We start from the raw sequence: 25,781 nt of genomic DNA on the forward strand, positions 1-25,781 counted from the left end.
TCGCCGGGCTGATGTCGATCTTCCCGATCTACTGGATGTTCGTGGTCGCCACCCGGTCCAGCGACGCGATGGGGCAGATCCCGCCGCCGCTGACCCCGGGCGGCAACCTGCCGGGCAACATCGAGCGGCTGTTCGACAATCCGGACGCGTACTTCCTCACCGGCATGATCAACTCGGCGATCGTCGCCGGTACCGTCACCTTCTCCGTGGTGCTGTTCTCGTCGCTGGCCGGGTTCGCCTTCGCCAAACTGCGGTTCAAGGGCTCCAACGCCCTGCTGCTGGTGATCATCGCGACGATGATGGTGCCGACCCAGCTCGGCGTCATCCCGCTGTACATGCTGATGAGCCAGCTGGACTGGAACGACCGGCTCGCCGCGGTCATCGTGCCGGCGCTGGTCACCGGCTTCGGGGTGTTCCTGATGCGGCAGTACGCCAGCCAGGCGGTCAGCACCGAACTGATCGAGGCAGCCCGGGTCGACGGCTGCTCCACGCTACGGATCTACTGGAACGTGGTGCTGCCGGCGCTGCGCCCCGCCGCCGCCGTGCTCGGCCTGCTCACCTTCATGACCATGTGGAACGACTTCCTCTGGCCGTACGCGGTGCTCAACGACCCGGAGAACCCGACCGTCCAACTGTCGCTGCGGGCGCTGTCGAACGGCTACTACAACGACATGTCGCAGGTCTTCACCGGTACGGCACTCGCTACGCTGCCACTACTGATCGTGTTCATCATTTTCGGCCGTCAGATCATCGGCGGCATCATGGAAGGTGCTGTCAAGGCGTGACGAACTCCAACGAGCCCGTACGATTCCCCGACTCGTTCATCTGGGGCGCGGCGACCGCGTCGTACCAGATCGAAGGCGCCGCCCGGGAAGCCGGTCGCGGCCCGTCGATCTGGGACACGTTCAGCCGTACGCCGGGCAAGGTGCACGCCGGGCACACCGGGGACGTGGCCTGCGACCACTACCACCGCTACCGCGACGACGTGGCGCTGATGGCCGAACTGGGACTGCACACCTACCGGTTCTCGATCGCCTGGCCGCGCGTGCAGCCGGACGGCACCGGCCCGGTCAACCCGTACGGGCTGGACTTCTACGACCGGCTCGTCGACGAGCTGCGCGGGCGCGGCATCGAGCCGATCATCACCCTGTACCACTGGGACCTGCCGCAGACCCTGGAGGACCGGGGCGGCTGGACCAACCGGGAGACGGCCGAGGCCTTCGCCGAGTACGCGCGGGCCGTGTACGCCCGGCTCGGCGACCGGGTCCAGACCTGGACCACGCTCAACGAGCCGTGGTGCTCGGCGTACCTCGGTTACGGCGCCGGGGTGCACGCCCCGGGCCGCACCGACCCGGCCGCCACCTTCCAGACCGTGCACCACCTGCTGCTCGGCCACGGGCTGGCCAACCAGGCGCTGCGCGCCGCCGGCGCGTCCACCGTCGGGATCACGGTCAATCCGACCTCGGCGTTCCCCGCCGACCCGGCCAGCGAAGCCGACGCCAAGGCGGTCGAGCTGGTCGAGGACCTGCAAAACCGGATCTTCCTCGACCCGATCCTGCGCGGCGGCTACCCGCAGCGCATCCTCGACCACGTCAGTCGGTTCACCAGTCTGGACCACATCCGCGACGGCGACGAGAAGATCATCGGTGAGCCGATCGACCTGCTCGGAATCAACTACTACTCCCCCACCTACCTGGCCGCCCGCGACGGCGCGCCCGGTGGTGGCGGGGCCTTCCCCGGCACCGAGGGCATCGAGTTCATCGCCCCGGAGCCGCCGCTGACCGACATGGGCTGGCAGATCCAGCCGTCCGGGCTGACCGCGCTGTTGAGTAAACTGGGACGGGACTACCCGGGCGTACCGATGATCATCACGGAGAACGGCGCCGCCTTCCCCGACCAGCTGCACCCCGCCGGCGACCGGGTCGACGACAGCGACCGGGTCGCCTACCTGGACGGGCATCTGCGGGCCGCGCACGCCGCAATCGCCGCCGGGGTCGACCTGCGCGGCTACCTGGTGTGGTCGCTCCTCGACAACTTCGAGTGGTCGTACGGCTACGACAAGCGATTCGGCATCGTGTACGTGGACTACCTGACCCAGCGGCGGGTGCCAAAGGCCAGCGCACGGTGGTACCAAGAGGTGATCCGCCGCAACGGCATCGGCTGAGCCGCTGGCGTTTACCGAGGTGGTGGGACATTTCACAGACGGGGAGCACAGGCGTGAGCATGGCCAGGGAACGTCCGACGCTGGAGGCAGTGGCCCGACGGGCCGGCGTATCCCGGGCCACCGTCTCACGCGTCGTGAACGGCTCCACCACCGTCGCCGAACCGATCCAGGACGCGGTTCGACGGGCGGTCCAGGAGCTGGGGTACGTCCCCAACCTGGCCGCCCGCAGCCTGGTCACCCAGCGCACCGACTCGATGGGGCTGATCCTGCCGGAGACCGCCACCCGGGTCTTCTCCGACGACCAGGTCTTCCCCGGCATCATCCACGGCGTCAGCCAGGAGCTGGAGGCGGCCGACAAGCAGCTGGTGCTGATGATGTCCGGCTCGGTCGGCAGCCACGACCGGGTCGAGCGGTACGCCCTGGGCCGACACGTCGACGGAGTCATGTTCGCCTCGATCCACGGCGTCGACCCGATGCCCGGCACCCTGGCCCGCAGCGGCCTGCCGGTGGTGTGCAGCGGCCGACCGATGGGCCAGGTAAGCGCCGGGGTGCCGTACGTGGACGTGGAGAACGAGGCCGGCGCCGAGCGGGCGGTCCGCTACCTGCTGGAGACGGGCCGGCGGCGGGTCGCGACGATCGCCGGCCCACAGGACATGATTGCCGGGGTGGACCGGCTGGCCGGCTACCGTACGGTGATCCGGGAGACCGGTGGGCGGTCGCTGGTCGCCGCCGGCGACTTCACCCGCGAGTCGGGCGCGGTCGCGATGCGTCAGCTCCTCGAGGACGACCCGGCGTTGGACGCCGTCTTCGTCGCCTCCGACCTGATGGCCCACGGTGCCATCCGTACGCTGCGGGAAGCCGGCCGCCGGGTGCCCGACGACGTCGCGATCATCGGCTTCGACGACATCGAGATGGCCGGCTACCTGGACCCGGCGCTGACCACCGTCCGCCAGCCGATCCAGGAGATCGGCCGGACGCTGGCCCGATTGCTGCTGCGGCTGGCCGACGGCGAGGCCGTCGAACCGGCTGTGGTGCTGCCCACCGAACTCGTCCGGCGCGACTCCGCCTGAGGTCCGGCTCCCGGTGCGCTCCCGGTCCGCGCCCCGGTCCCGCTCTGACCCTGACTGACCTCGCCTGCCCTCGCCTGACTGGGTACGCGCGGTTTGCGAGATCATGCAGATGAATGCAGTTCACAAAACCACTGGTCAACCGCAATTCAATTTCGACTTTTCGTAGTTGTCGCAGGTCGCCCCAGCCCCGCCGCCGCGAGCCGAATAACGACAAGGCATTGCCGAACACGAATGCCGCTGTTACCGTGAAATCAAATCCGCAACAGGAAGGGGACATCCGTGCGTACTCTCGCAAGAGTCGCCGTCACCGCGGCGATGGTCGTGGGCGCGATGGCCGCCACCGGGACCGCCGCGGTCGCCGCCGAGTCGTCGTCCAACGCCCAGGCCAGCACCACGTCCGCCAGCACGGCTGCGGTCGGCTACTACTACGGCTACGGCAGCGGAAGCAGCGCGAGCAGCGCAGTGTACAACGCCAGGTACCAGGCCGAGATCTGGGCGCAGATTGACGGCTACAACCCCTTCATCGACTGCTTCGTCGTCAACTCGTACGTGAACCAAATCAGCGACTACTACTACACCGCCAACGTCACCCTGCTCTGTTACTGACCCGCATTTCCGAGGACTGCAACGAAATGCGCCGGCCCACCTCGACGTGGGCCGGCGCATCCTCTCGAGCGCACGCCATTCTGCAGGTCAGCAGTACGCCTATGCACCTCGTGCCGACAAATCCCCGACACCTCATGGTGCTTCCGACGACGTGATGCCACAGGTGCATCTTGATGCACCTGTGGCATCAGGCTCAACCGCCACCCCGACCCCAAGAGGTGACTTTGAGCAGATACGACGTTACTCAACGCGATCAGACAGGGCGCAGCGGACGAGCCAATGCCCGGTACCACGCAGCCGGCTACCCGTCGTTCACGTCCCGGATGTCAACATGACGACCGCGACCAGAATGGATGCCGCCGGGCCAGCGACGATGACCGCGACCGCCAGCCACGGTACGGACGGCGCCATGTCGGCTCCGGTACGTGGATCAAGAATCCGGTCAGTTCGGCGGTTGGCCCGATACACGACCCAGGTCCCGAGGGCGAGCAACATGGTCTGCCCCAAGGCCGTGGACACCCACGACGGACCGGTCCGACCTCATCGGCTGGGCGGGCTCGTAGCCCATCGGCCAGCCGCAGACTGCGGTCGAGGTGCCGGGACGCGATCGCCTCGGCCTCGCTGGAAAAGTAGTTGTTGAACGTACGCGCGGACGCCCCGACGGCCTGCGCGATGTCATCGACCAGCACGTTGTCGAAGCCGCGCTCGACGGGCAGCCGGATCGCCGCCCAGCTGAGCGCCGCCCTGGTCGCCGCCTTCTTCCGTTCCCGACCCGGAGCGCCCACGCCACGGTTCCCTGCCTCACAGGGCCAGGGAGCGCCCACGCCGGTCGTCCTGGGGCCGCGCCCGGGTCGAATGGCCGTCCGGCCGGGTATGCGAGGGCTGGCTTCGTAGCGGCGAGGGCATGACGTTCAACGCCGACGCCGTCGCCGAGGTGGCGCTGAGTTCGTCGTCCCGGAACTGTAATCACGTCGTCAGAGCCGGTGCCAGCATTGCTGTCAGACCACGGACGACGCAGCGATCTGGAGCACGGCGGCTCTGAGCATCCGGGATCTGGATGATTCTGTGAAGGAAAGGCTCCGTATCCGCGCAGCTCGGCACGGTCGGTCGATGGAGGCGGAGGTCCGCGCGATCCTGACCGCAGTCGTCACTGAGGAGCCGACCCACCCGGATCTCTTCAGCGCGCTCACCGAACGGTTCGCGCAGCTCGGCGGCGCCGATCTGAACATCCCGGCTCGAGCCACCCGACCCCGCGCGGCCGACTTCACCGCACAATGATCGCCCTTGACACCAACGTCGTCTCCGAGCTCATGCGCGCCGAGCCGGCACCCGCCGTTCTTCGGTGGCTACGGCGGAACCCGGCCGGCGGCCTGGACAGCACAACCGTCACCGTTGCCGAGATCCGCTACGGCATCGCCCGGCTGCCGGAGGGCCGCCGCCGCGAGTCACTCCACCAGGCCGCCAACGAGATCTTCGCGGCGTTCCCCCGCCAGGTCCTCCCTTTCGACCTGGCCGCCGCCAACGCGTACGCCGACATCGTCTCCGGTCGGGAAAGGCTCGGTAACCCGATCGACGGCTTCGACGCCCAGGTCGCCGCCATCTGCCGATCCCAGGCAGCGACCCTCGCCACCCGCAACGCCAACGACTTCCTCGACACCGGCATCACAGTCGTCGACCCGTGGCAGGAGACAGGAAGCTGAGATGGTCCCGGCGAGCCTCAGGCTCAGTAGCCGCCCACCGCGATCGAGGCCGAGCAGCCCTCGTCGGGTGAAGCCGGTTGCCACCAGCGCCCACCCACCTACACTTGTTTCAGTTAGAGCAGATGGATCAGCTGAGGGGAGTTACCGTGACAGACCTGCTGATGCGTGACGCCGAGGCTCTCCATCGCGCCCTGGCCGAACCTGGCAACGAGGTGAACGTGGCGTTGTCGAGGGAGACGGCCGAATTGGTGTCGAGGCTCGTCGACGCCCGAGCGCGGGGCGAAGAGATCGTCGTTTCCCCGGCGAACACCGAAGTCAGCCCGACCGAGGCCGCAGTCCTACTGGCGATGTCACGTCCCCAGGTCCGAAAGCTGATTGACCGGGGACTGCTGGACTCCCGTAAGGTCGGTACCCACCATCGCATCCGCGTCTCCTCGATCAGATCGTTCCTTGAGGCAGAGCGTGAGCGAAGGCGCGAGGCGATGATCGAGCTGGCTGCCGTGCAGAACGAACTCGGTCTGACCGGATGAGCGAAACCACTGGCGAGAACGATCTGATCCGGGTCGTCCTCGCCGACGCGAACGTGCTCTACTCTCGGGTCCTGCGCGACTTTCTCCTCTACGCGGCCGACCAGGAGATCATCTCCATAGCCTGGAGTGCGCAGATCCTCGCCGAGGTCGCTGAGCACCTCATGGCCAACCTGGAGGGCTTCGACGAGGCGGCAGCCCAGCGGCTGGTCGCTGCGATGAACCGCGCCTTTCCTTATGCCGACGTGGAACCGGACGAGGAACATTGGCAGATCCTGGCTGAGGTGCCGCTGCCCGACGACGACGACCGCCACGTCATTGCTGCGTCACTCGCCGCTGAGGCAACCGTCTTGTGTACCTCGAACGTCAAGGACTTCCCGGGACATCTGGTCGAAGCTCTCGGCTTCGAGGTGCTTACTCCCGACCAGTTGCTCAGTCGGCTTATGGTCGACTACGAGCCGCAGATGCTCGCCGTGCATCGGACGGCTGTCGGCTCACTCAAAGGCGCTACCGACGAGTCGACCGTCGCGGCGCTACGCAGAGCCGGCGCACCAACAACGGCCAGTATGATCACGCGGCTACTCGCAACCGAACAGGCTGCTTCCTGACAGGCAACCAACCGGCTTGGGCCGGGTCAGAACAGGCGTACTGATCACGCAGGTAAGCGTGTGCAGCGGCAGTTGGTCGACTGGTAGTCAGTGGTGGGTGGTGGGGAGGTGGGTGACGAAGGTGGACCAGGCGGCGGGGGCGAAGGTGAGCACCGGGCCGGCCTGGTCCTTGCTGTCGCGTACCAGCACCGCGCCGGGCAGGTTGTCGGCGACCTCGACACACGCGCCGCCGGCACCGTTGGACCGGGTCGACTTGCGGAAACGCGGGGTGCCGGTCAGCTCCATGTCAGCGCCGCTTTCTCGATCATCTCACGGGACTCCGCGATGGGCAGGGCGTGGCTGCGGACATCTTCCCACACCTGTTCGAGCCGACGCACCCGTTGCGGATCGTCGATGGGCTCGCCGCCGAAGTGGGTGTCCAGGTAGCCCACTCTCCGGTCGTGCACCGTGCCCAGCACGAACGGACCGTTGAGCCCGGCGTACGCCCCGGCGGTCGCCGGCACGACGTGCACCCGCACGTTGGGCCGGTCACAGGCGGCGGCGAGCGCGGTCAACTGCTCCACCATCACGTCCGGCGAGCCGACCTGCCGATGCAGCACCGACCGGTCCAGCACCGCGACGAAGTGCGCCGGACTCTCCGCCCGGGTGATGACCTCCTGCCGGGCCAGTCGGTTGGCCAGCGACGTCTCGACATCGTCGACCGGGCCGATGTCGGTGAGCACATGTCGGGCGTACGCCTCGGTCTGCAACAGCCCCGGCACGACGGAGAGTTCGAAGTAGCGCAGGATGCTCGCCTGCGCCTCGTTCTCGGCCCACGAGCGCAGGAACGGGGCGATCGACTGCCCGCGCGCCTGAGCCGCCAGCCGCTGGATCCGGTCGCCGGTCTCGAAGACGCCGTCGAGTGCCTTGGCGATCGCCGGCACCGGGATGAGCCGCCCCGCCTCGTAGCTGCCGATCGACGACCCACTCACCCCGACCAGCGCGCCGAGCTGCTCCTGCGACAGCCCTCGCGCGGTCCGCTCCTTACGGATGGCCTCCTGCAAGTCGATCATTATCGGCCCCCTTATCAGATCCGTAGGAACTCTCCGAGAACCCTCCGACTCCCACATCTTCCATCGCATGGGGTGGGTAGTCCAGGGTGGAGGGGTAGGAAGTTGAAAAAGCAAGATCCACGGAGGACCGAGCCCCCGGGGCGCGTGCGAGAAAACCATTTCACGGCCACGGCCGTCAACACCGGAACAGCCAGGAACCCCCGTGCCATGGCCGCTCCGGTGCTGGTCCGTGGCCGAAACGCGGCCGACACCGCGTTCCCGCAAGTAACACCGAGATGGAGTACGCACGCGCCCCGGGCCCCTATCCGATCGATCCGCCGTGTATCGAAGACTGCCCTGGTTGCCGTACTGCCAAGGAGGGCTGCGGCGATTGGGGCGGGGTGGCCCTGCCGATCGGCAAGCGGCAGGGCCACCCCTTCCAGACACCCGACACGCAAGGGGAGGAAAACGCGATGCGAGAACTGTGGCGACGGTGGCGGGTCCGCTGGCAGCGGCGGCGGATGGTGTCCCTGCCGCCGCGTGACTGGCCGAACGGCAGCGGCGTGTACCGCGTACCCGCGAATGGCCGCAACCAGCGGCCGACCGCGTACCGGCCGATCCGGCCCTGGCAGGTCCGCAGCCAGCACTTCCGCCCCGCCAGCCGACGCGCCCACGGACGTGGCCTCGACCCGGGCGACGTCGCCGCGTTCCTCGAACGGGTCGCCCACGACCTCGGCATCCTCTACGCCGAGCTCGACCGCACGTACGAACAGAACGACCGGATCAAGGACGCGCTGCGCCGCTGGCAGAGCAACCACACCGCGACCGCCACCCCGTCCGGCTACCGCTGACCGGCAAAGACGTCGTCGGCGCGAATAACCATGTTCGTCTGTGGACACCACTACCATCGGTCCAATGACCGACGACTTCTACTGCGAACAGGCGCTCAGCGGCAAGACCCCGATCCAGGTCGTGGCCGAGACCGCCCACGTGCTCGCCTTCCATCACACCCGGCCCTTCTGGCCCGTCCATATCGTAGTCGTCCCCAAACGCCATGTCCCGTCACTGGTGGACCTGGGCGACGCCGACATCTCCGAGGTTCACCAAGTGCTGGCCGTCGTCCGCGATATCGCGGCACAGGTCACCGCCGAACACGGCGCAGCTCGCGTCCTTACAAACCTCGGCGCATACCAGGACTCCAAACACCTGCACTTCCACGTGAACAGCGGCGAGCCGTTGCGTCACGGCTGATGAACACCACCGCCAGCGCAGTCATCGCTGACCCGCGTTGCGAACCTGCCTGATCGCCGAGCATCTGGCGGGGCGACTCGCAGCCTGTCGGCGTCCTCGGTGTCCGCGCTGGCGGCTGCGGAGACGACCGGGTCCCGCCTTCGACCCGAGTTCGCCGGCTCGATCAACATCGACTTCCGGCGCGGCAGCTGCATGCTGGAAGCGCCGGCCGACGACGAACGGGGAATGGTCGTGGGGATCAGCACCGAGGCCGGTAGAGGTATATATATTTGGGAGCATCTAGTATTCACAAGGAGGTAGACGTTGAAGACGGTGATCGACCTGGACGAGGAGTTGCTCGACCGCGCCCGTCGTGAACTCGGGACCAGCACCAAGAAGGAGACGATCCACGAGGCGCTGCGTCTGGTCGCCGAACGCGGGGCCCGACTGGCTGCGATCCAGGAGCTCATGTCCATCGACCGGGACTGGGACGGCATCGTCGATGACGACAAGACGCCCACCAGCGGCCGAGACGCGGCGTGAACATCCCCCGAGGGCTGTACCTGATCGATACCTCGGCCTGGGCCCGGATGTCCGCACCGGCAGTGAACAAGCGGCTCGTCATGATCCTGCAGGAAGGGGCAGCAGCGACCTGTCTCCCGCTGGACCTCGAAGACGGTCGCAGCGCTCGCAACTTCCGGGACGCGATGGCAATCCGCGCCCGCCGGGCCGAAATCATGACTGATCTGCCGATCAACTCGGCAGTCGCTACTCGGGCCCGGGACATCCAGGTAGCGCTGACCAGACGCGGGTACCACCGGGCGGCCAGCCAGGCCGATCTGATCGCCGCCGCAGCAGCGGCTGAGCACGGCGCGACAGTCCTGCACTACGACCGTGACTTCGACCTGATCACCGAGGCTGGTGGACCGCGCAGTGAGTGGATCGCGCCCGCCGGGACACTTCGGTAGTTACACCGGCTCGCGCCGCGTCAGCGGGTCGCCGGGTTGGCGGCGAGCATGGCGCAGAACAGGGCTCCCTGCTCGATCGCGTCGTCCAAAGCGACATGCTCATGGTCGTGCTCGCCGAACCACTCGCGGGGCATGGTCCGTTTCGACGTCGTCCGGTAGCCGGTGCCCAGCAGCGCCATGGCGTACGTCTTGATGTCCAGTGCCGAGTGGGAGAACGGGCTCGATCCGGTGAAGCGGATCAGGTACCAGTAGACGAACATGAAGTCGTACGCCGCCGGGTAGCCGATGAACACCGGCCGCCCCGGCAGCTGGGCGAGCCATTCGGTGTAGCGGGCCATCGCCGCCGCCGGCTCCTCCTGGTCTGCCCGGCACGCCGCCCACGCCTCCGGCTGTGTCTCCCACCACGCCATGGTCTGCGGCGCGCCGCTGGCACCGGGCAGCGTGACCAGGTTGGCGCTGAACGTGCCGACCAGCTCCTTGCCGGCCGTGTACGCCGCCGAGGCGAAGCTCAACATCGAGTGCGGGCCGGGGATCGGCCCGTCCGCCTCGACGTCCGTGCTGACGTAGATCTCCGCTTGTGCCACCCCCGCACCGTACGCCCAGCTGGTGGCGCGCTGTCGTACGGTGCCGGGTGTTGGCGGTCGGGTCAGCTGACGGTGAAGGTGGCCGAGGCGCGGCCGGCGGCGTCCGGTACGGCTTCCAGGTAGAGCAGGCCGTCGCGGTGGCGGACGTACTGACCGGGGAAGTTGACCGACTCCAGCGACAGTTTGCCGGCGTCGGCCAGCCCGGCGCGCGCCATGAAGGTGGCGTCCTGCCGGAACAGGTTCGACCCGTCGTTGGCCTCCACCCAGATCTCGTGGTTGCGGTGCCGCAGGTAGTAGCCGGGGAAGTTGGTCGACTCCAGCGAGACGCCGGCCGAGTTGGCCAGCCCGGGGACGACCCGGAACTGCGAGTCGGCCAAATTCGTCACATTCGCCTCAAGGCGGACCCGGTACTCCCAGTGCCGCAGGTAGCGGTCCGGCTGGTCGTGGGCGCTGAGCCGGACCGGGGTGGCACCGTCCGGCACCGGTACGCCGAAGTTCGGTGTGCCGTCGGCGTTCCAGTAGATCTTCTGCACCCGGGTACGCCGGTTGGGATCGTTCAGCGGGTCGTAGCCGTTGCCGAGGTAGCGCTCGTAGTTGCGCGAGTGGTAGACGATCACGTCGCTGCCGTCCTCGGCGACGGTGAACGAATTGTGGCCGGGCCCCCACTGGCCGGTCCGGCTGTTGCTGGCCAGCACCGGGTTGGGGCTCTTGATCCACGATGACGCGTTCAGCAGGTTGCTGCCGGCCGAGGCGGTGAGCAGCCCGACGGCGTAGTTGGCGTCGGTGGCGCTGGCCGAGTAGGTCATGAAGACCCGGCCGTTGCGGATGATCACCGCCGGGCCTTCGTTGACCCGGTAGCCGCGGGTCTCCCAGGCGTACGTCGGTGTGCTGATCATGACCGGGGTGCCGGTGTACGTCCACGGGTTGACCATCCGCGCCAGGTAGATGTTGGAGTTGCTGCCGGCGTACTCGGCCCAGGCCAGGTAGCGCACTCCGTTGTGGACGAACGTGGTGGCGTCCAGTGAGAAGCCGGGGCGCGGGGGCTGGATCTGGCCGCGTTCGATCCACGGTCCGTCGAGCGGGTTGGCGGCAGAGGACTCCAGCACGTACGGGCGGATGGCCCAGATGTCCTCGGCCCGACCGGCGGCGAAGTGGATGTACCACTTGCCGTCGATGTGGTGCAGCTCGGGTGCCCAGATGTGCGCGCCCATCTCGCCGGTCGAGTGCTTGCGCCAGATCACCCGCTCGGTGGCGGCGGCCAGGCCCTGCAGGGTGGTGGCCCGGCGCATGACGATCCGGTCGTACTCGGGGACGGTGGCGACGAAGTAGTAGTAGCCGTCGGTGTGCCGGTGCACGTGCGGGTCGGCCCGCTGTTCGACGATCGGGTTGGTGAACTGGACGGCGGGCGGGACAGCAGCCGCGACAGCAGCCGGGGCGGCGGCGACCACGGCGGTGGTGGTGGCCGCAGTCACCAGGGCGGCGGTTGTCGCCGCCAGCCAGTTGACCGTGGATCGCGATCGCCTCATAACCGACACCCTTCGCAGTCATCATCTTCGATGCAAACAGTGTTAGCGCTCACACAATCCAGGTCAAGAGGATGCGTCATCTTCACGAAACAATCCGGCGGGGCGGCGGGAATTTTCCCGCCGCCCCGCCGGGACACTGTCCAGACTGGCTCCAGCAAGGCCTGCCGCTGGAGACTCGGCCGAGGCCGCCCGCTCCGGCTACTCGCCGCCGAGATTCACCAGCGCCTGCGCGGTCCGAAAGTACGGGTTCCGCCCGAGGTCGCCGACGGTGACGATGCCGAAAGCGTCCTTGAGCAGCTTGGCGTCGCTCTCACTGACGCCCTTCAGCGCGGCGACCGGCGCGGCGACGATCTCGGCCAGGGACTTGTCCTGGTAGGCCTTGTCGACCAGCGTGGTCAGGTCAGCGGTGACCGGCATCCTGTTTGTTCTCCTTACTCGGTGGGGTATGACCCGGCCCACGGCGGGCCGAGCCGACGAGTCCGGCTGTCTGCAGCACTGACTCGGGGTACGCGGGCCGGCGGCTACTCCTCGGACTCTTCTTCCTCGGGTTCGTCTTCCTCGTCGTCGCCGCCGATGACGTCGAAGATCTCCTCGGCGACCATGCCGGCGGCGAAACCGGCAACGGCGCCGCCGGCCGCACCGGCGAGCACGCCACCCATTCCCGAGCCGCGGTCCTCGTGCTCGCCGTAACCGCCGCCATGATGGCCGCCGTAACCGCCATGACCGCCGAGCAGCGCGTGTCGCTGCTCCAGCGACTGCCGCAGCCAGGAGTCGACCAGGCTGATCCAGTCGATGTTCTCGGCGGCCGCGTGCTCGATCCGGTAGTGGCCGTACGCGTCGTGGCCGGGGGTGAACAACCCGGACTTCTTGTCGAACTCCAGGACCACGGTCACTCCGTACGGGTCGGCGACGAACGTCAGCTCAACCTGGCTGACCCCCGGGTACTGCGGTGCCGACGCGTACTCGATCTCCTGGTAGAACGGCATGGTCTGGGGCAGGCCGGCCAGCTGGCCGTGTTCCAGGTCGGCACCGGTGAACGGCAGCCCGAGCGCAGCGAACGCCTCCAGGATCCGCTCCTGCACCGGCAGCGGATAGACGTGCACGTCGTCGAGGTCACCGGGGTCGATGGCCCCGCGGACCCAGATCTTGGTACGCAGGCCCATGGTCATGCCAGGCAGCCGCTGACCGTACATGTCGGTGACCGGCGTCTCCCACGGCACGTCGATCTCGAACGGCAGCGACAGTTGCTGCCCGGCGGCAAGACGCAGCTCGCCGCAGACCGGCACCCGATGGAACTCGACCGTACCGTCGTACTCCTCGTCGTCGGTCTCCATCTCGACCCGGGTGACCAGCGCGACGGTGATCTGGTCGATCTCCACCTCGTGGTCGCCGCCGGTGATGTCGACCTGACCGGCCAGGGTAAGGCCGGGGCGGGTGCTGGCATTGGACAGGACGGTGTCGACAGTCGGTCCACCGACTCCGAAGGCTCGGAGCATCCGTTTGAAGACCACGTGGCTATCTCTCCCTGGCGGTTTGCTGGCGCGGCCCCCGGGCGCGCCGATCGTTGCCGCACAACATGATCAGGCATGTCTATTTTGGAGCCGGGGCTGTCGACGATGCTAGCGGGGCAGCCTGAGAGGTTGCTGAACAGCAGATATCAGGTACGCAAAGTAACTACATGAATACTTCTCGCCACTGTTCTCAGTGAACTCGCAGGTTGGCGCAGCGTCCGCCTGTCTATGCTGATGACCATGTCCACCACCAGCGACCCTCCCAGTCCCGGCCGCCCCGTCACCGTCGAAGGAGTGACCGGGCGGTGATGGAGTGGGCGCTGCTGGGCGTCGCGGTGCTGCTGGTCGCCGCCAACGCCGTGTTCGTCGCCGCCGAGTTCGCCTTCGTGACGGTCGACCGGGCGACCGTGGAACGGCAGGCCGCCGCCGGTGACCGCCGCTCGGCGGGCCTGCTGCGCGGCCTGCGGACGCTGTCCACCCAGCTGTCCGGCGCCCAGCTCGGCATCACCATGACCAGCCTGGTCGTCGGTTTCCTCGCCGAGCCGTCACTGGCCACCCTGCTACGCGGCCCGCTCGGGCTCATTGACCTGCCGGACGGCGCGACCACCGCGCTCTCGCTGACGCTGGCGCTGGTCCTGGCCACCGGTTTTCAAATGACCTTCGGCGAGCTGGTGCCGAAGAACTGGGCCATCGCCGAGCCGCTGCGGGTCGGCCGGGCGGTCGCCGGCGCGCAGCGCGGCTTCACCGCCGCCACCGGCCCGTTGATCCGGTTTCTCAACGGTACGGCCAACCGGATCCTGCGGGCGTTCGGCATCGAGCCCACCGAGGAGCTGGCGTCCGCCCGTACGCCTCAGGAGCTGGCCTCGCTGGTCAGCCGGTCCGGCGAGGAAGGCACCCTGGACGCGGAGACCGCCGAGCTGGTCTCCCGGTCGATCGACTTCGGCGAACGGACCGCCGCCGACGTGATGACCCCCCGACCCCGGGTACGGTTCGTCACCGCCGACGCACCGGTGGCCGAGGTGCTGCGGCTGGCCGCCGCCACCGGACACGCCCGCTTCCCGGTCACCGGCGCCGGAGTCGACGAGGTGCTCGGCGCCGTGCATTTCAAGCACGCCCTCGCCGTACCAACCGGGGAACGCGACACCCTGCCTGTGCGGTCGGTGATGGTCGAGCTGCCCGAGGTCCCGGAGACCGCCGAGCTGGACCCGCTGCTCGGCACGCTGCGCAGCCGGGGACTGCAGATGGCGGTGGTGGTCGACGAGTACGGCGGCACCGCCGGCATCGTCACCCTGGAGGACCTGGTCGAGGAGATCGTCGGGGAGATCGCCGACGAGCAGGACCGGCCGACCGGCCGACACCAGCGCGCCGCCGACGGTTCGTGGCAGCTCTCCGGCCTGCTGCGGCCCGACGAGGCGGCCCGGCTGACCGGGCTCGACCTGCCGGAGGGCCGGATCTCCGACACCCTCGGTGGGGTGATCATCGAAGAGCTCGGCCGGCTGCCCCGGGTCGGTGACACCGTCACGGTCGTCGCCGACGACCGCGAACACCCGGACCCGGACGGACTACCCACGCCCGTACCGGTGGAACTGACCGTGACCCGGGTCGACGGCCGCCGCGCCGACCGGCTGCTGCTGCGCCGCGCCGACGCCACCGCGGCAGCCGGGTCTCCTGACGGACGCCGGAACGGCCACTCAGCCGGGCACCCGGAGGAGACCGCGTCATGAGTGACTGGTTGGCGATCCTCGTCGGAGTGCTGCTGCTCGCCGGCAACGCGTTCTTCGTCGGTGCCGAGTTCGCACTGATCTCGGCCCGCCGGACACAGATCGAGCCGCGGGCCGCCGCCGGGTCCCGGCTGGCCCGCGTCACGCTGCGGGCCATGGAGTCCGTGTCACTGATGATGGCCGGTGCCCAGCTCGGCATCACCGTCTGTTCGCTCGGCCTGGGTGCCATCGGCGAGCCGGCCGTGGCGCACCTGATGGAGCCGGCCTTCGCCGCCGCCGGGGTGCCGGACGCGCTGGTGCACCCGATCACGTTCGCCATCGCCCTGGCGATCGTGGTCTTCCTGCACATGGTGATCGGCGAGATGGTGCCGAAGAACATCGCCCTCGCCGGTCCGGAGCGGTCCGCGATGGTCCTGGGCCCGGTGCTGTACGGCGTGGTCACCGTGCTACGGCCACTGATCTGGCTGCTCAACCAGCTCGCCAACATCGTCCTGCGCCTGCTGCGGGTGCAGCCGAAGGACGAGGTGACCTCCACCTTCACCCGGGAGGAGGTTTCCGGGTTCATCGCCCAGTCCCGCCGTGAGGGCCTGATCGACGAGCACGAGCACCGGCTGCTGACCGGGGCGCTGGCGTTCAGCGACCAGCCGACCGCCCGGGTGGCGATTCCGCTGGATTCGCTGGTCACGGTCTCCGCCACCAGCACGCCGGCCGAGCTGGAGAAGCGCTGCGCCGACACCGGCTACTCCCGCTTCCCGGTCGTTGACGGCGCCGCACAGGTCACCGGCTACCTGCACGTCAAGGACGTGCTCGGGGCCTCGGCGCAGGACCGGGACCGGGCGGTCGACTCCCGGCTGATCCGGCCACTGGTCACGGTCCGGGCCACCCAGCCGATGCGGGACACTCTGACAATCATGCAGCAGCGGGGCGCGCACCTGGCCCGGGTGGTGGACACCGACGGCCGGTTGACCGGCCTGGCCGCGTTGGAGGACGTGATCGAGGAGCTGGTCGGTGAGGTCCGCGACGCCGCCCAGGCCGCCAGCCGCTAAACGCCGCCCAGGCCGCCAGCCGCTAGGCGGGCGGAGCAAGCTGGGGTGGCCCGTCGGTGGGCTGGTCGAGCGACTGGCGGGCGAGCAGCGTCGCGCCGGCCACCGCCGCCGGCATGACCAGTACCGCGCCGAACGGGATCAGGCAGCAGCAGAAGACCGCCACCCCGAAGCCGAGCGCCTTCGGCCGGTTGGTGCGCAGTGCCACCCGCCGGTCCGGCAGCCGCAGCCCACGGCGGTAGAACGCGGACCCGACCAGCTCAAGTGCGAGCCGCCAGCCGCCGAACAGGGCGGCGACCACCGGCACCACGGTCTGCCCGACGATCGGGATGAACCCGCAGAGGAACAGCGGTATCCCGATGACGATGCCGAACGCGATCAGCCGGGCCGAGTCGAGCAGGCTGTGCCACAGCGACCGCCACCACGGTACGTCGACCCCGTTCGGCACCCCGCCGTGCTGCTCCTCCACCCATTCGGAAATCTTCTCGTAGAACGGATCTCCGATGAACAGGGTCACGGCGGTGAAGGTGAGTACACCGATCAGCCCGCCGAGGGCCAGCAACGCGACGGCGACCGCACCGCGTACCGCGTCCCGGGTGCCCGCCGACCAGTCGTCGGCGAATGGGGTTACCCAGCCGGCGACGTCGACCACAACGGCTGTCCAGCCGACGAACGCGGCCACGAACAGCACCCCGGCGATCACCGCCGGGATCAACCCGAGCAGCACCATCTTCGGGTTGCGGGCGTAGGTGCCGAAGCCGCGCAGGAACAGCCGGACACCGTCGAGGAAGGCGCGGATCATCTCAGCCGGCCAGGCGCAGCCGTACCCGGCGGTTGGCCCGACCTTTGCTCTGCCACTCACGCAGGGGCGGGTCGCGCAGGTCGAGTCGGTCGGTACGGCCGTGACTGGTGACACCCACGGGTGGCAGGTTACCGCCGACCAGATGGAATCACCCAACCAGCTGATTTGATGAGTGTCAAACTTGACCATCGTCGAAACAGCGGGCATCGTATGGCTGATTCGACGATCATCAAGACTACCAGCACGGAGGGATCCATGATCAACGAAGAGCAACCGGCCGTCGTCATCGGGGCCGGACCGGTCGGCCTGGCCGCCGCCGCCCACCTGCACGAACGCGGCCTGCCCTGGGTCCTGCTCGAGGCTGGTGGCAGTGCCGGCGCGGCGGTCGGCAGGTGGGGGCACGTTCAGCTCTTCTCCCCCTGGCGTTACAACGTCGACACCGCCGCCCGCCGACTGCTCGACGCCGCCGGCTGGGCCGCCCCCGACCCCGAGCACCTGCCGACCGGCGCCGAGCTGGTCGGCGACTACCTCGAACCCCTGGCCAAGCTGCCCGACCTGGCCGGTCAAATCCGGTACGGCGCGCGGGTCGTCGCGCTGAGCCGCACCGGCATCGACCGGGTCCGCACCGACGGCCGGGAGCAGGCACCGTTCGTGGTCCGGCTCGCCGACGGTACGGAGCTCAGCGCCGGTGCCGTCATCGACGCCTCCGGCACCTGGGGTACGCCGAACGTGCTGGGCGTCAACGGGCTGCCCGCCCACGGCGAACCGCAGGCAGCCCACCTGATCAGCACCGCTCTGCCGGACGTGCTCGGTGCCCACCGGGCCGACCACACCGGCCGGCACACCATCGTCGTCGGTGCCGGCCACTCCGCCGCCAACACCCTGCTGGCCCTCGCCGAGCTGGCTACTCAGGAGCCGGGCACCCGGGTCAGCTGGGTCACCCGGGGCGCGACCATCGACCGGGCTCTCGGCGGCGGCGACGCCGACGCTCTGCCTGGCCGCGGCAAGTTGGGTACCGGACTGCGGTTGCTGGTCGACTCCGGCCGAGTCGAGCTGGTCAGTGGATTCGGCGTGCACACCGTACGGGTCACCGCCAGCGGCCAGGCCGAACTGGTCGCGACCGACGGCCGGACGCTGGCCGCCGACCGGATCGTGTCGGCCACCGGTTTCCGCCCCGACCACCGGATCGCCGACGAGCTACGGCTGGACCTGGACCCAGCGCTGGGCTGCACCCGGAGGCTGGCCCCGCTGATCGACCCGAACGAGCATTCCTGCGGCACCGTACCGCCACACGGGGTGGACGAGCTCACCCAGCCGGAGCCGGGGTACTACGTCGTCGGCATGAAAAGCTACGGCCGGGCACCGACGTTCCTGCTGGCCACCGGCTACGAGCAGGTCCGCTCGGTCACCGCGGCGCTGGCCGGTGACTGGACCGCCGCCCGGGACGTACAGCTGGATCTGCCGGAGACCGGCGTCTGCTCAGTGACGCCCAGCGACCAGTCCACCACGCCGTCCGCCGCCTCCGGCGGCTGCTGCGGTTGACCGTCGTCGACGTGTCAGGAGACGGCCGGAGCCACGGCGCATGCCGCTGCTCAGGCCGGCTCGTTGAGAAAGCCGGAGACCCGCTGCCGCAGATCGGTGCGCTGGTTCCAGAGCACACCGGGGCGGTCGTAGACGTGCAGGGCGGCGCCCGGGATGGCGGCGGCCAGCCGCTCGGCGGTCTCGGCCGGGTGCAGGTCGTCGCCGACGCAGCCGATCACCAGGACCCGGGCGGTGACCGCAGCGAGCGCCGCCGGGTCGGGCACCGGCAGTGCGTCGGCCAGGTCGACCAGTTCGGCTGCGAGGCCGTCGCGCAGCAGCTGGTCGATCCTGGTACGCAGGTACGCCCACGCGGCCGGGGTGTTGCGTACCGGCACCGGGGTCTCCGCCGCGATCAGCTCGGCCACCCCGGAGACGTCGCTGTCGTTGACCGCGGTGACCAGCTCGGCGATCCGCTGGCGGGCCGAGGCCGGCCGGGCCGCGTCGAAGGCCGACGGTAGGAAAAACACCGCCCGGTCGAACCGCTGCGGGCTGTCGGTCAGCAACCGGGCCAACGCCCCGGCACCGAGGCTCATCCCGACCGCCCGGCCGGCACCGGTCAGATCGGCCACGGCCCGCAGGTCCCGGGCCAGGTCGGGGTAGCCCCACGGGCCGGCCGGCGCGGCGGAGCGGCCATGCCCCCGGAACTGGAAGAACACCTTGCGCCCGACGACTCCGCTGCCCAACGGCCGGGTGGTGGCGATCCCGTGCGCTATACCGTGGGCGAAGACGGTGGTCGGCTCACCGGACCCGGTGACCAGCCGTTCCAGCTCCACGCCGTGCGGCGTGGTGATCACCTCGGTCTCCGGCTCAGGCAGCGCGGGTCGGCCGGTACGGGGACCGGACGGGCCGGGCCCGTAGGTCCGCGGCCCGCCGTCCGGCGGCGGTGGCCAACGAAAATCTCTCACCAGGAGCCTCGGCCGTCGGCGATGTCCCGCAGCCCGACCCGCACGTCGAGCAGGTAGATCAGCCCGGCGGCGATCCCGATCAGACCGAACAGGCTGACCTGGAACAGCAGGGTGAGCAGCAGGCAGACGCCGAGGATGGCCAGCCACGCGCCTTTCGGCAGGGTGCCGATCGCCGGGAACGCCTCGCCCTTCTGGGTGACGCAGTGCACCAGCGCGACAGCCTGCACGACGAGGGCGAACACGAACAGCGCCAGGTTGAGGATGTACCGGACGTCGGCATAGAACAGCGGCGCGGCAGAGTCCATGCCCAAAGCTTATGCCGCGGGCCCCGGATGCGTGCCACCTGCATCCGGGGCCCGCGGATCACCCGGACCCGCCGGAACTACTCGGCCTTGGCCTGGGTGGGCTTGGCCGGCTCGGTCGAGTCGGCTTCCGGTGCCGCGGTGACCTGGGCCGGAGCCTCGGTGGTCGCCATGTCGGCGTTGACGGTGTCGGCGGCCCGGACCACCCCGGTGCCGACGACCCGCTCGCCGTGCGCCACCAGCGTGCCGTAGATCGCCACGGCCCGCTGCCCGGCCGACTGGGCACCGGCGAGCACCGCGTCGCGGTTGCGCACCGCGATCGCCCGCAGGCGCTCCAGGTCGGCACCGGTGTTGGCCCGCTCACGCAGCTCGGCCGTGCCCTGGGCGGCCTTCTCCCGCAGGCCGACGGTGCCGAGGGTGGCCTTGCCGGTCAGCTGGGTGACGGCCACCGGTAGCTTGCGCAGCTGCTGGTAGGCCAGGTCACCGGCGCCTGCGACGGCGTACAGAGGTGCTGGGATCCGCTTGGTCTTCGGCTGGCTCATCGTTGCTCCTCCTCGGCCGCTGCGGCGGCCTGCTCGGTTTCCCCGGCCCGGGGCGTACGACGCCGGGGGGTGGTCTTCTGCCGGGAAGTGGTCCTGGTCGGCGCGGTCGGCGGCGGGTCCTCGCCCGCCGGGCCAGGTGCGGCCCCGGCCTCGGTGACGGCGACCGACTGCAGGGTCTGCTCCTCAACTTCTTCGGCGGCTTCGGCGGCGGTAGCTGCGTCCGCGTCGGCGTCCGGTCCGGCGTGCCGGGCGTTCTCCCGGCGGAACGTCTCGTAGATCTGGCTCAGCGACTGCTTCTGCGCCATGGTCAGGTCAGGGTCCGAAGCGATCGCGGCAAGCACGCCCTGGCCGTCCTTGTCGTCGAGCAGCCCGGCCCGCAGGTACATCACCGGTGTGGAGACCCGCAGCGCGCTGGCCAACTGCTGGAGCACCTCCGCGCTCGGTTTGCGCAGGCCGCGCTCCACCTGGCTCAGGTACGGGTTGCTGACGCCGGCCTGCTCGGCGAGCTGCCGCAGCGAGATGCGGGCGTTGTGCCGCAGGTCCCGGATGAAGCCCCCGATGTCGCGAGGCAGGTCCTTCGGTGTGGCCATGTCTCGACGGTAGCCCCGATCTGCTTGCAACTGCTAGCGAAACGCTAACGGAAGTTAGCGGAGTCACCCGGAAGAACCGTCGCAGGAGCAGCCGGGAAAGTCGTTGGCGGCCAGCCGTCCCGAGTCGCTAGGCTGCCCGCCGATGACGACGATCCGGGTAGGCGACGCGACGATCAGCTACGACGACGTCGGCACCGGGCCACCCGTACTGCTGATCCACGCCGGCATCGCCGACCGCCGGATGTGGCGGGCGCAGGTCGCCGCGCTGCGTGACCGGCACCGGGTGATCGCCATGGATCTGCGCGGCTACGGCGAGTCCGACCTGCCGGCCACCGCGTTCGCCCACCACGACGACGTGATCGGCCTACTGGACGCGCTCGGCGTCGCCCGCGCCGCGCTGGTCGGCTGTTCGTTCGGCGGCGCGGTCGCCATCGACGTCGCCCTCGCCCACCCCGACCGGGTCACCGCCCTCGCCCTGTTCGGGTCCGCACTGGGCGGCCACGACTGGTCCGACGCCACCGAACAGCTCTGGGACGACCTGGTCGGCGCGGTGGACCCGGAGGATCTGGACGCGATGGCCGACGCCGAGGTGCGGTTCTGGGTCGTCGGCCCGCACCGGCAGCCCGCCGACGTCGACCCGGAGCTGATCGCCTTCGCCCGCGAAATGGACCGTCGGGCGCTCGCCGCCGAAGCCGCGCTCGGCGACGTCACCCACCGCGAACTCGATCCACCGGCGGCCCGCCGGCTCGGTGAGATCGGCGTGCCGGTGCTGGTCGGCGCCGGTGCGCTCGACGTGCCGGACATCCTTGCCCTGGCCGACCTGATCAGCACCGGCATCCCGACCGCCCGGCGGCTGCCGGACGTGCCCGACGCGGCCCACCTGCTGCCGCTGGAGTGCCCCGGGCCGGTCGACGCCGCGCTGAGTGAGTTCCTCGCCGACACCGCGCGATAGCCGATCACACCGTGCGATAGCCGATCACCGTGCGATAGCCAACTCGTCCGCCGGCCAGTCTCGTCAGGACGTCCAGTCTCGTCAGGACGGCCGGCACAGGGCGCGCAGCGTGCCGACCGGCTGGCCGCCACCGAGCACCGGCGGCTCACCGAGTTCGGCCAGAGCCACCAGATCCAGGCCTTCGGCGTCGGCGCCAGTGCCGACGCCGAGCCGACGCAGCGCGGCGACCACCGGCGGCACCGTCGCCCGCTGCGCGCCGTCGTCGATCTTCACCGCGATCGCCCCGACGCCGGGGACCGCCACCGCCAGCACACCCTCCGCACCGACCTTGGCCAGCAGCCCGGGCACGGCCCGCATCAGTCGGGTGTCGGCCCGTCCGGTGCCGGCCACCAGCTCCGGGTACGCCCGCATCGCGTCCGCCACGGTCCGCTCCACCGACCCGGCAAGGCCGTGTACCAGGCGCAGGAACGCCCGCGCCACCGCAGTCAGCGACAGCGCCAGCACCGGCGCGCCGCAGCCGTCCACCCCGACGGCGGCGGCCGGCTCACCGGCGTACTCCTCGACGGCGGCCCGGATCCGTTCCTGCAACGGATGCTCCGGATGCCAGTACTCCTCCACCGGCCAGCCGGCCGCCCGGCAGGTCAGCAGCATCCCGGCGTGCTTGCCGGAGCAGTTCATCTGCAGCCGACTCGGCCCGCCACCGGCTCGCAGCACGTCGGCTGCGGCGGCCGCGCCGACCGGCAGCTCCGGCGGGCAGCGCAGCGCCGCCTCGGTGAGTCCGGCGGTACGCAGCAGCGCGGCCACCCGGGCCAGGTGGAAGTCCTCGCCACTGTGGCTGGCACAGACCACCGCCAGATCGGCTGGATCGGCCAGCCTCAGCCCGGCCCACAGCATGCCGATCGCCTGCAACGGCTTGTTCGCCGACCGGGGAAACACCGGCGACTCCACGTCGCCGAACCGCTCTCGCAGACCGCCGTCGGCGGCCAGCACCACCAGTGAGCCGTGATGCCGGCTCTCCACGAAGCCGGAGCGGGCCATCTCGACCAGCGGCACCCCGCCGGCGTACCTGGTCAACTCTGCGACATCCCGGCTCAGGGCTCGATCGCGGCGGTGAACTCACCGGCACGCAGATCGGCGTCGTCCGGCACGTTGCGTTTCACCACCGCCAGAGCGATCATGCCGAGCTCGTGGTGGCGCAGCGCGGTGCCGACGAAGCCGACCGTCCGGCCCTCCAGGGTCAGCGGGGTGCCGGCGTCCGGCGGGGTGTCGCTGGCCACCCCGTCGAGGTGCAGCAGCACCAGCCGGCGCGGTGGCCGGCCCAGGTTGTGCACCCGGGCCACCGTCTCCTGCCCCCGGTAGCAGCCCTTGTCGAGGTGGACCGCCGGTCCGAGCAGATCGACCTCCGCCGGGATCGCCCGGTGGTCGGTCTCCAGACCGACCCGGGGGGTACGCGAGGCGACCCGCATCGCCTCGTACGCCCAGAGCCCGGCCGGGGCGGCGCCGGCCGCAGTCGCCTCGGCCACCAGCTGTGCCGTCGCGGCCCGGGGTACCAGCAAATCGACGCCGAGTGGCACCCGACGGGCCCAGCCACCCCGGTACGGCCCGTCCGTCGGCAGCGCGGCCACCGGGTAGAGCACGGTGGGCCGGTCGGGGATCGACCCGGCGGCGAACTTCGACGGGGGCACCGGCAGCAGGTCCGGGTCGGCCAGCCCGGTCACGCCCAGCGCCGCCGCCGCGTCGACCGCAGCCGGGCCGACCAGCGACAGCACCGCCCAGTCGGCGGTCACCTCCGCCGGGTCGACCTGAGTGAAGAACCGCATTTTCAGCAGGTACGCCAGCAGCTCGCCGACCATCTGTGGCTCGGTGTCCAGCCAGGTGGTCGTGCCGTCCTCGGCGACCATCGCGTGCTGCTCCACGTGGCCGTGCGGGGAGAGCACCAGCAGCTCGGTGCCCTGACCGGCGCGCAGCGTCGCCAGGTGCTGGGTGGTCAGGGTGTGCAGCCAGCCGATCCGTTCGGCACCGGGCACCGCCAGCACGCCCCGGTTGCTCCGGTCGACGAGGCCGACCTCGGTGGCGAGCCGACGCTGCTCACGCATCGGGTCGCCGTAGTGGGCGGCGACCCCGGCGTCGGGGGATCCGGTGGCCACGTCGGCGATGTCCACCGCGCCGGCTACGTCGATCACTGTTTTCCTCCGCACCGCTCGCAGGTGCCGAACAACGCCATGTGGCCGATGTCGACTTGGAAGCCGCGCTGTTCGGCGAGCGCGGTGATCAGCGGCTCGGCCAGCGCCGGGTCCATCTCCGAGACCGACTTGCAGGATCGGCAGACCAGATGGACATGCTGGTCCTCGCCGACCGAGTGGAACGTCGGTGAACCGTGCGACAGGTGGGTGTGGGTGACCAGGCCCAGCTCTTCGAACAGCTCCAAAGTGCGGTAGATGGTGGTGATGTTGACCCCGGCGGCGACCTCGCGCACCGCGTTGAGCACCTGCTCCGGGGTGGCGTGTCCCAGCTCGTGCACCGCTTCCAGGATCAGCTGACGCTGCGCGGTCAGCCGTAGCCCGCGCGAGCGCAGCATCTCTGCCAGGGAAGATTCAGCCACCGTCGCCATCCTATCGCCGCCGTCTCCGTGGCCGGCCCGTCTCCGTGGCCGACCCGTCTCCGTAGCCGACCCGGATCAGCCGCCGACCCGGATCAGCCGGGCGGACAGGTGCGGGGAAAGCGGCTGACCGACCGCGGCCATCTCCTGGGCGTACAGCAGCGCCCCTTCGACAATGCCGAACAGCCGGTGACCTCCGGTGACCTCCTTGGCGGTACCGGTACGCACCACGGCGTCGGTGGCCAGCTCGACCTGCACCCCGGTGACCCGGCCCAGGTAGAGCTCCATCACTCCGGTCGGGGTCATCATCGTCGCCTCCAGCTCACCGGTGGCCCGGCCATCGGCGTCGGTCACCGCCCGCCACCAGCCGAGTTCGCGACCGGCCGGGCGCACCGGGCGGGACTGCTCGTCGAGCAGCCAGGCCCGCGACTCGTACTGCAGGAACGGCCGGCCGTCGTGACTGATCCGGATTTCCTGCGCGTAGTCGAAGTCCTCGATCGTCGGGTAGCCGCCGCGCCCCCGCCCACGCCACACCCCGATGTACGGCAGCAGCGCGTTCAACGCCGGGTGCAGCTTCGGGCCGACCCGCAGGTCGTGACTCTCCTCGAACGGGTACGGGTCGACCGGCGGGGCGTCCAGCCACGGCGGCCGGACCGGGTTCTCCTCGGTGCTCGGCTGTCCCGCTCCGGACGCGCTGCTCGCGCTCATCGATCCTCCGCTTTCTCACCAGCGTCCACGGCAGATGCGGACCGCGAGGTAGACCAGGCCACCGGCGAGCGCGCCGAAGCCTGCCACCAGCAGGCTGACGAACCCGATCTCGGTAACCATGACAAGGCCATCCTATGCTGGCCGCATGGCTCGCACTCTCGTCGTGAAGGCGACCGCCGGCTCGGACGAGCCGGAGCGGTGCGCCCAGGCGTTCACCGTAGCGGGCACCGCCGCCGCGGCCGGCGTCGAGGTCTCCCTCTGGCTGACCGGTGAGTCGGCGTGGTTCGGGCTGCCCGGCCGGGCCGCCGAGTTCGACCTGCCGCATTCGGCGCCGCTGCCCGACCTGCTGGACGCGGTGCTGGCCAGCGGTGGTCAGGTGACGGTCTGTACGCAGTGCGCGGCCCGCCGCGGGTTCGGCCCGGACGATGTGCTGCCGGGGGTACGGATCGCCGGGGCGGCGGTCTTCGTCGAGGAGATCATGGCCGACGGCGTCCAGGCACTCGTCTACTGA

At 69.9% G+C, this 25,781-nt stretch carries 33 protein-coding genes and 1 pseudogene; 17 read left to right on the plus strand and 17 right to left on the minus strand.

The window, feature by feature from the left end:
• The first annotated feature begins 11 nt into the window (after nt 1-11).
• The 4 genes from O7621_RS01460 (at nt 12) to O7621_RS01475 (ending at nt 3,840) form a co-directional block, all read left to right on the plus strand.
• Nucleotides 12-785, plus strand: a complete 774-nt coding sequence (locus O7621_RS01460) for a carbohydrate ABC transporter permease (RefSeq protein ID WP_282234816.1) — start codon at nt 12-14, stop codon at nt 783-785.
• Nucleotides 782-2,164, plus strand: coding sequence for a GH1 family beta-glucosidase (locus O7621_RS01465; protein WP_282232385.1), 1,383 nt, complete (start codon nt 782-784; stop codon nt 2,162-2,164). The genes O7621_RS01460 and O7621_RS01465 overlap by 4 nt, the downstream gene beginning before the upstream one ends.
• Before the next feature lie 59 nt (nt 2,165-2,223).
• On the plus strand, nt 2,224-3,234 hold the full coding sequence (locus O7621_RS01470) for a LacI family DNA-binding transcriptional regulator (RefSeq protein WP_282234817.1): 1,011 nt from the start codon (nt 2,224-2,226) through the stop codon (nt 3,232-3,234).
• A gap of 279 nt (nt 3,235-3,513) precedes the next feature.
• The gene (locus O7621_RS01475; RefSeq protein WP_282232386.1) at nt 3,514-3,840 is read left to right on the plus strand and encodes a hypothetical protein; all 327 of its coding nucleotides are present in this window, start codon (nt 3,514-3,516) and stop codon (nt 3,838-3,840) included.
• A 326-nt stretch (nt 3,841-4,166) separates the two neighbouring features.
• Here the strand turns inward: O7621_RS01475 and O7621_RS01480 are convergent, their stop codons facing one another.
• Nucleotides 4,167-4,664: a TetR family transcriptional regulator gene (locus O7621_RS01480; RefSeq protein WP_348775278.1), complete on the minus strand. Its 498-nt coding sequence runs from the start codon at nt 4,662-4,664 to the stop codon at nt 4,167-4,169.
• A 286-nt stretch (nt 4,665-4,950) separates the two neighbouring features.
• Between O7621_RS01480 and O7621_RS01485 the strand changes: the two genes are divergently transcribed.
• The 4 genes from O7621_RS01485 to O7621_RS01500 all read left to right on the plus strand — a co-directional run bounded on the left by O7621_RS01485 (nt 4,951) and on the right by O7621_RS01500 (nt 6,675).
• On the plus strand, nt 4,951-5,118 hold the full coding sequence (locus tag O7621_RS01485) for a hypothetical protein (RefSeq protein WP_282232388.1): 168 nt from the start codon (nt 4,951-4,953) through the stop codon (nt 5,116-5,118).
• Nucleotides 5,115-5,540, plus strand: coding sequence for a type II toxin-antitoxin system VapC family toxin (locus tag O7621_RS01490; RefSeq protein ID WP_282232389.1), 426 nt, complete (start codon nt 5,115-5,117; stop codon nt 5,538-5,540). The genes O7621_RS01485 and O7621_RS01490 overlap by 4 nt, the downstream gene beginning before the upstream one ends.
• Before the next feature lie 146 nt (nt 5,541-5,686).
• Complete coding sequence (locus tag O7621_RS01495; protein WP_282232390.1) at nt 5,687-6,070, plus strand: helix-turn-helix domain-containing protein; 384 nt, start codon at nt 5,687-5,689, stop codon at nt 6,068-6,070.
• A complete protein-coding gene (locus O7621_RS01500) occupies nt 6,067-6,675 on the plus strand; it encodes a PIN domain-containing protein (protein WP_282232391.1) in 609 nt (202 codons plus the stop codon). The genes O7621_RS01495 and O7621_RS01500 overlap by 4 nt, the downstream gene beginning before the upstream one ends.
• 87 nt (nt 6,676-6,762) lie before the next feature.
• Here the strand turns inward: O7621_RS01500 and O7621_RS01505 are convergent, their stop codons facing one another.
• Nucleotides 6,763-6,960, minus strand: coding sequence for a DUF397 domain-containing protein (locus tag O7621_RS01505; RefSeq protein ID WP_282232392.1), 198 nt, complete (start codon nt 6,958-6,960; stop codon nt 6,763-6,765).
• A complete protein-coding gene (locus O7621_RS01510; protein WP_282232393.1) occupies nt 6,951-7,727 on the minus strand; it encodes a helix-turn-helix transcriptional regulator in 777 nt (258 codons plus the stop codon). Before O7621_RS01510 ends, O7621_RS01505 begins: the two co-directional genes overlap by 10 nt.
• Before the next feature lie 452 nt (nt 7,728-8,179).
• Between O7621_RS01510 and O7621_RS01515 the strand changes: the two genes are divergently transcribed.
• The 4 genes from O7621_RS01515 to O7621_RS01530 all read left to right on the plus strand — a co-directional run bounded on the left by O7621_RS01515 (nt 8,180) and on the right by O7621_RS01530 (nt 9,904).
• Entirely contained in the window at nt 8,180-8,557 is a 378-nt protein-coding gene (locus O7621_RS01515; RefSeq protein WP_282232394.1) for a DivIVA domain-containing protein, read from the plus strand.
• A gap of 64 nt (nt 8,558-8,621) precedes the next feature.
• Entirely contained in the window at nt 8,622-8,957 is a 336-nt protein-coding gene (locus tag O7621_RS01520) for an HIT domain-containing protein (RefSeq protein WP_282232395.1), read from the plus strand.
• Nucleotides 8,958-9,269: 312 nt separating this feature from the next.
• On the plus strand, nt 9,270-9,479 hold the full coding sequence (locus O7621_RS01525) for a type II toxin-antitoxin system VapB family antitoxin (protein WP_233606701.1): 210 nt from the start codon (nt 9,270-9,272) through the stop codon (nt 9,477-9,479).
• A complete protein-coding gene (locus O7621_RS01530; protein WP_282232396.1) occupies nt 9,476-9,904 on the plus strand; it encodes a PIN domain-containing protein in 429 nt (142 codons plus the stop codon). Before O7621_RS01525 ends, O7621_RS01530 begins: the two co-directional genes overlap by 4 nt.
• A 20-nt stretch (nt 9,905-9,924) precedes the next feature.
• Here O7621_RS01530 and O7621_RS01535 read toward each other — a convergent pair whose 3' ends face one another.
• The 4 genes from O7621_RS01535 to O7621_RS01550 all read right to left on the minus strand — a co-directional run bounded on the left by O7621_RS01535 (nt 9,925) and on the right by O7621_RS01550 (nt 13,525).
• Nucleotides 9,925-10,488, minus strand: coding sequence for an exonuclease (locus O7621_RS01535; RefSeq protein ID WP_281553018.1), 564 nt, complete (start codon nt 10,486-10,488; stop codon nt 9,925-9,927).
• 62 nt (nt 10,489-10,550) lie between these two features.
• Entirely contained in the window at nt 10,551-12,014 is a 1,464-nt protein-coding gene (locus O7621_RS01540; protein ID WP_282232397.1) for a family 43 glycosylhydrolase, read from the minus strand.
• 198 nt (nt 12,015-12,212) lie between these two features.
• On the minus strand, nt 12,213-12,431 hold the full coding sequence (locus O7621_RS01545; protein WP_123605794.1) for a hypothetical protein: 219 nt from the start codon (nt 12,429-12,431) through the stop codon (nt 12,213-12,215).
• Nucleotides 12,432-12,535: 104 nt separating this feature from the next.
• Nucleotides 12,536-13,525 carry a sporulation protein gene (locus O7621_RS01550; RefSeq protein WP_282232398.1) on the minus strand — a complete coding sequence of 330 codons (990 nt, stop codon included), beginning with the start codon at nt 13,523-13,525 and terminating at the stop codon, nt 12,536-12,538.
• A gap of 308 nt (nt 13,526-13,833) precedes the next feature.
• On the opposite strand from O7621_RS01550, the gene O7621_RS01555 reads away from it, so the two are divergent.
• Together O7621_RS01555 and O7621_RS01560 are read left to right on the plus strand one after the other, a co-directional pair.
• The gene (locus tag O7621_RS01555) at nt 13,834-15,249 is read left to right on the plus strand and encodes a hemolysin family protein (protein ID WP_282234818.1); all 1,416 of its coding nucleotides are present in this window, start codon (nt 13,834-13,836) and stop codon (nt 15,247-15,249) included.
• Nucleotides 15,246-16,292, plus strand: coding sequence for a hemolysin family protein (locus O7621_RS01560; RefSeq protein WP_282232399.1), 1,047 nt, complete (start codon nt 15,246-15,248; stop codon nt 16,290-16,292). The genes O7621_RS01555 and O7621_RS01560 overlap by 4 nt, the downstream gene beginning before the upstream one ends.
• Before the next feature lie 22 nt (nt 16,293-16,314).
• Here the strand turns inward: O7621_RS01560 and O7621_RS01565 are convergent, their stop codons facing one another.
• Entirely contained in the window at nt 16,315-17,091 is a 777-nt protein-coding gene (locus O7621_RS01565) for an EI24 domain-containing protein (protein WP_282234819.1), read from the minus strand.
• Between the two features lie 255 nt (nt 17,092-17,346).
• Between O7621_RS01565 and O7621_RS01570 the strand changes: the two genes are divergently transcribed.
• Nucleotides 17,347-18,633 (plus strand): NAD(P)-binding domain-containing protein, encoded by a 1,287-nt coding sequence (locus O7621_RS01570; protein WP_282232400.1) that lies wholly within the window; start codon nt 17,347-17,349, stop codon nt 18,631-18,633.
• Between the two features lie 50 nt (nt 18,634-18,683).
• On the opposite strand, the gene O7621_RS01575 is transcribed toward O7621_RS01570, so the two are convergent.
• From O7621_RS01575 to O7621_RS01590, 4 genes and pseudogenes are all read right to left on the minus strand, one after another.
• Complete coding sequence (locus O7621_RS01575) at nt 18,684-19,577, minus strand: alpha/beta hydrolase (RefSeq protein ID WP_282232401.1); 894 nt, start codon at nt 19,575-19,577, stop codon at nt 18,684-18,686.
• Entirely contained in the window at nt 19,574-19,882 is a 309-nt protein-coding gene (locus O7621_RS01580) for a DUF2516 family protein (RefSeq protein ID WP_281553011.1), read from the minus strand. The genes O7621_RS01575 and O7621_RS01580 overlap by 4 nt, the downstream gene beginning before the upstream one ends.
• Before the next feature lie 146 nt (nt 19,883-20,028).
• Nucleotides 20,029-20,421: pseudogene (locus O7621_RS01585) on the minus strand (hypothetical protein); the annotation flags it as partial.
• Nucleotides 20,418-21,011 carry a helix-turn-helix domain-containing protein gene (locus tag O7621_RS01590; protein ID WP_282232402.1) on the minus strand — a complete coding sequence of 198 codons (594 nt, stop codon included), beginning with the start codon at nt 21,009-21,011 and terminating at the stop codon, nt 20,418-20,420. The pseudogene O7621_RS01585 and the gene O7621_RS01590, both read right to left, overlap by 4 nt.
• A gap of 142 nt (nt 21,012-21,153) precedes the next feature.
• Between O7621_RS01590 and O7621_RS01595 the strand changes: the two genes are divergently transcribed.
• Nucleotides 21,154-21,963, plus strand: a complete 810-nt coding sequence (locus O7621_RS01595; RefSeq protein ID WP_282232403.1) for an alpha/beta hydrolase — start codon at nt 21,154-21,156, stop codon at nt 21,961-21,963.
• Between the two features lie 81 nt (nt 21,964-22,044).
• Here O7621_RS01595 and O7621_RS01600 read toward each other — a convergent pair whose 3' ends face one another.
• The 5 genes from O7621_RS01600 to mtfM form a co-directional block, all read right to left on the minus strand.
• Nucleotides 22,045-23,001 (minus strand): asparaginase, encoded by a 957-nt coding sequence (locus tag O7621_RS01600; protein ID WP_282234820.1) that lies wholly within the window; start codon nt 22,999-23,001, stop codon nt 22,045-22,047.
• Between the two features lie 53 nt (nt 23,002-23,054).
• Entirely contained in the window at nt 23,055-24,143 is a 1,089-nt protein-coding gene (locus O7621_RS01605; RefSeq protein ID WP_348775338.1) for a folate-binding protein, read from the minus strand.
• Entirely contained in the window at nt 24,143-24,565 is a 423-nt protein-coding gene (locus tag O7621_RS01610; RefSeq protein WP_278171720.1) for a Fur family transcriptional regulator, read from the minus strand. The genes O7621_RS01605 and O7621_RS01610 overlap by 1 nt, the downstream gene beginning before the upstream one ends.
• 75 nt (nt 24,566-24,640) lie before the next feature.
• Nucleotides 24,641-25,270, minus strand: coding sequence for an FABP family protein (locus O7621_RS01615; RefSeq protein ID WP_123605847.1), 630 nt, complete (start codon nt 25,268-25,270; stop codon nt 24,641-24,643).
• Between the two features lie 15 nt (nt 25,271-25,285).
• A complete protein-coding gene (gene mtfM, locus O7621_RS01620; RefSeq protein WP_278171721.1) occupies nt 25,286-25,390 on the minus strand; it encodes a small membrane protein MtfM in 105 nt (34 codons plus the stop codon).
• A gap of 25 nt (nt 25,391-25,415) precedes the next feature.
• Here mtfM and O7621_RS01625 point away from each other — a divergent pair, with 25 nt between their 5' ends.
• A complete protein-coding gene (locus tag O7621_RS01625) occupies nt 25,416-25,781 on the plus strand; it encodes a DsrE family protein (RefSeq protein WP_282232404.1) in 366 nt (121 codons plus the stop codon).

Origin of the sequence: Solwaraspora sp. WMMD937 (assembly GCF_029581175.1) — a bacterium.
GTDB lineage: Bacteria > Actinomycetota > Actinomycetes > Mycobacteriales > Micromonosporaceae > Micromonospora_E.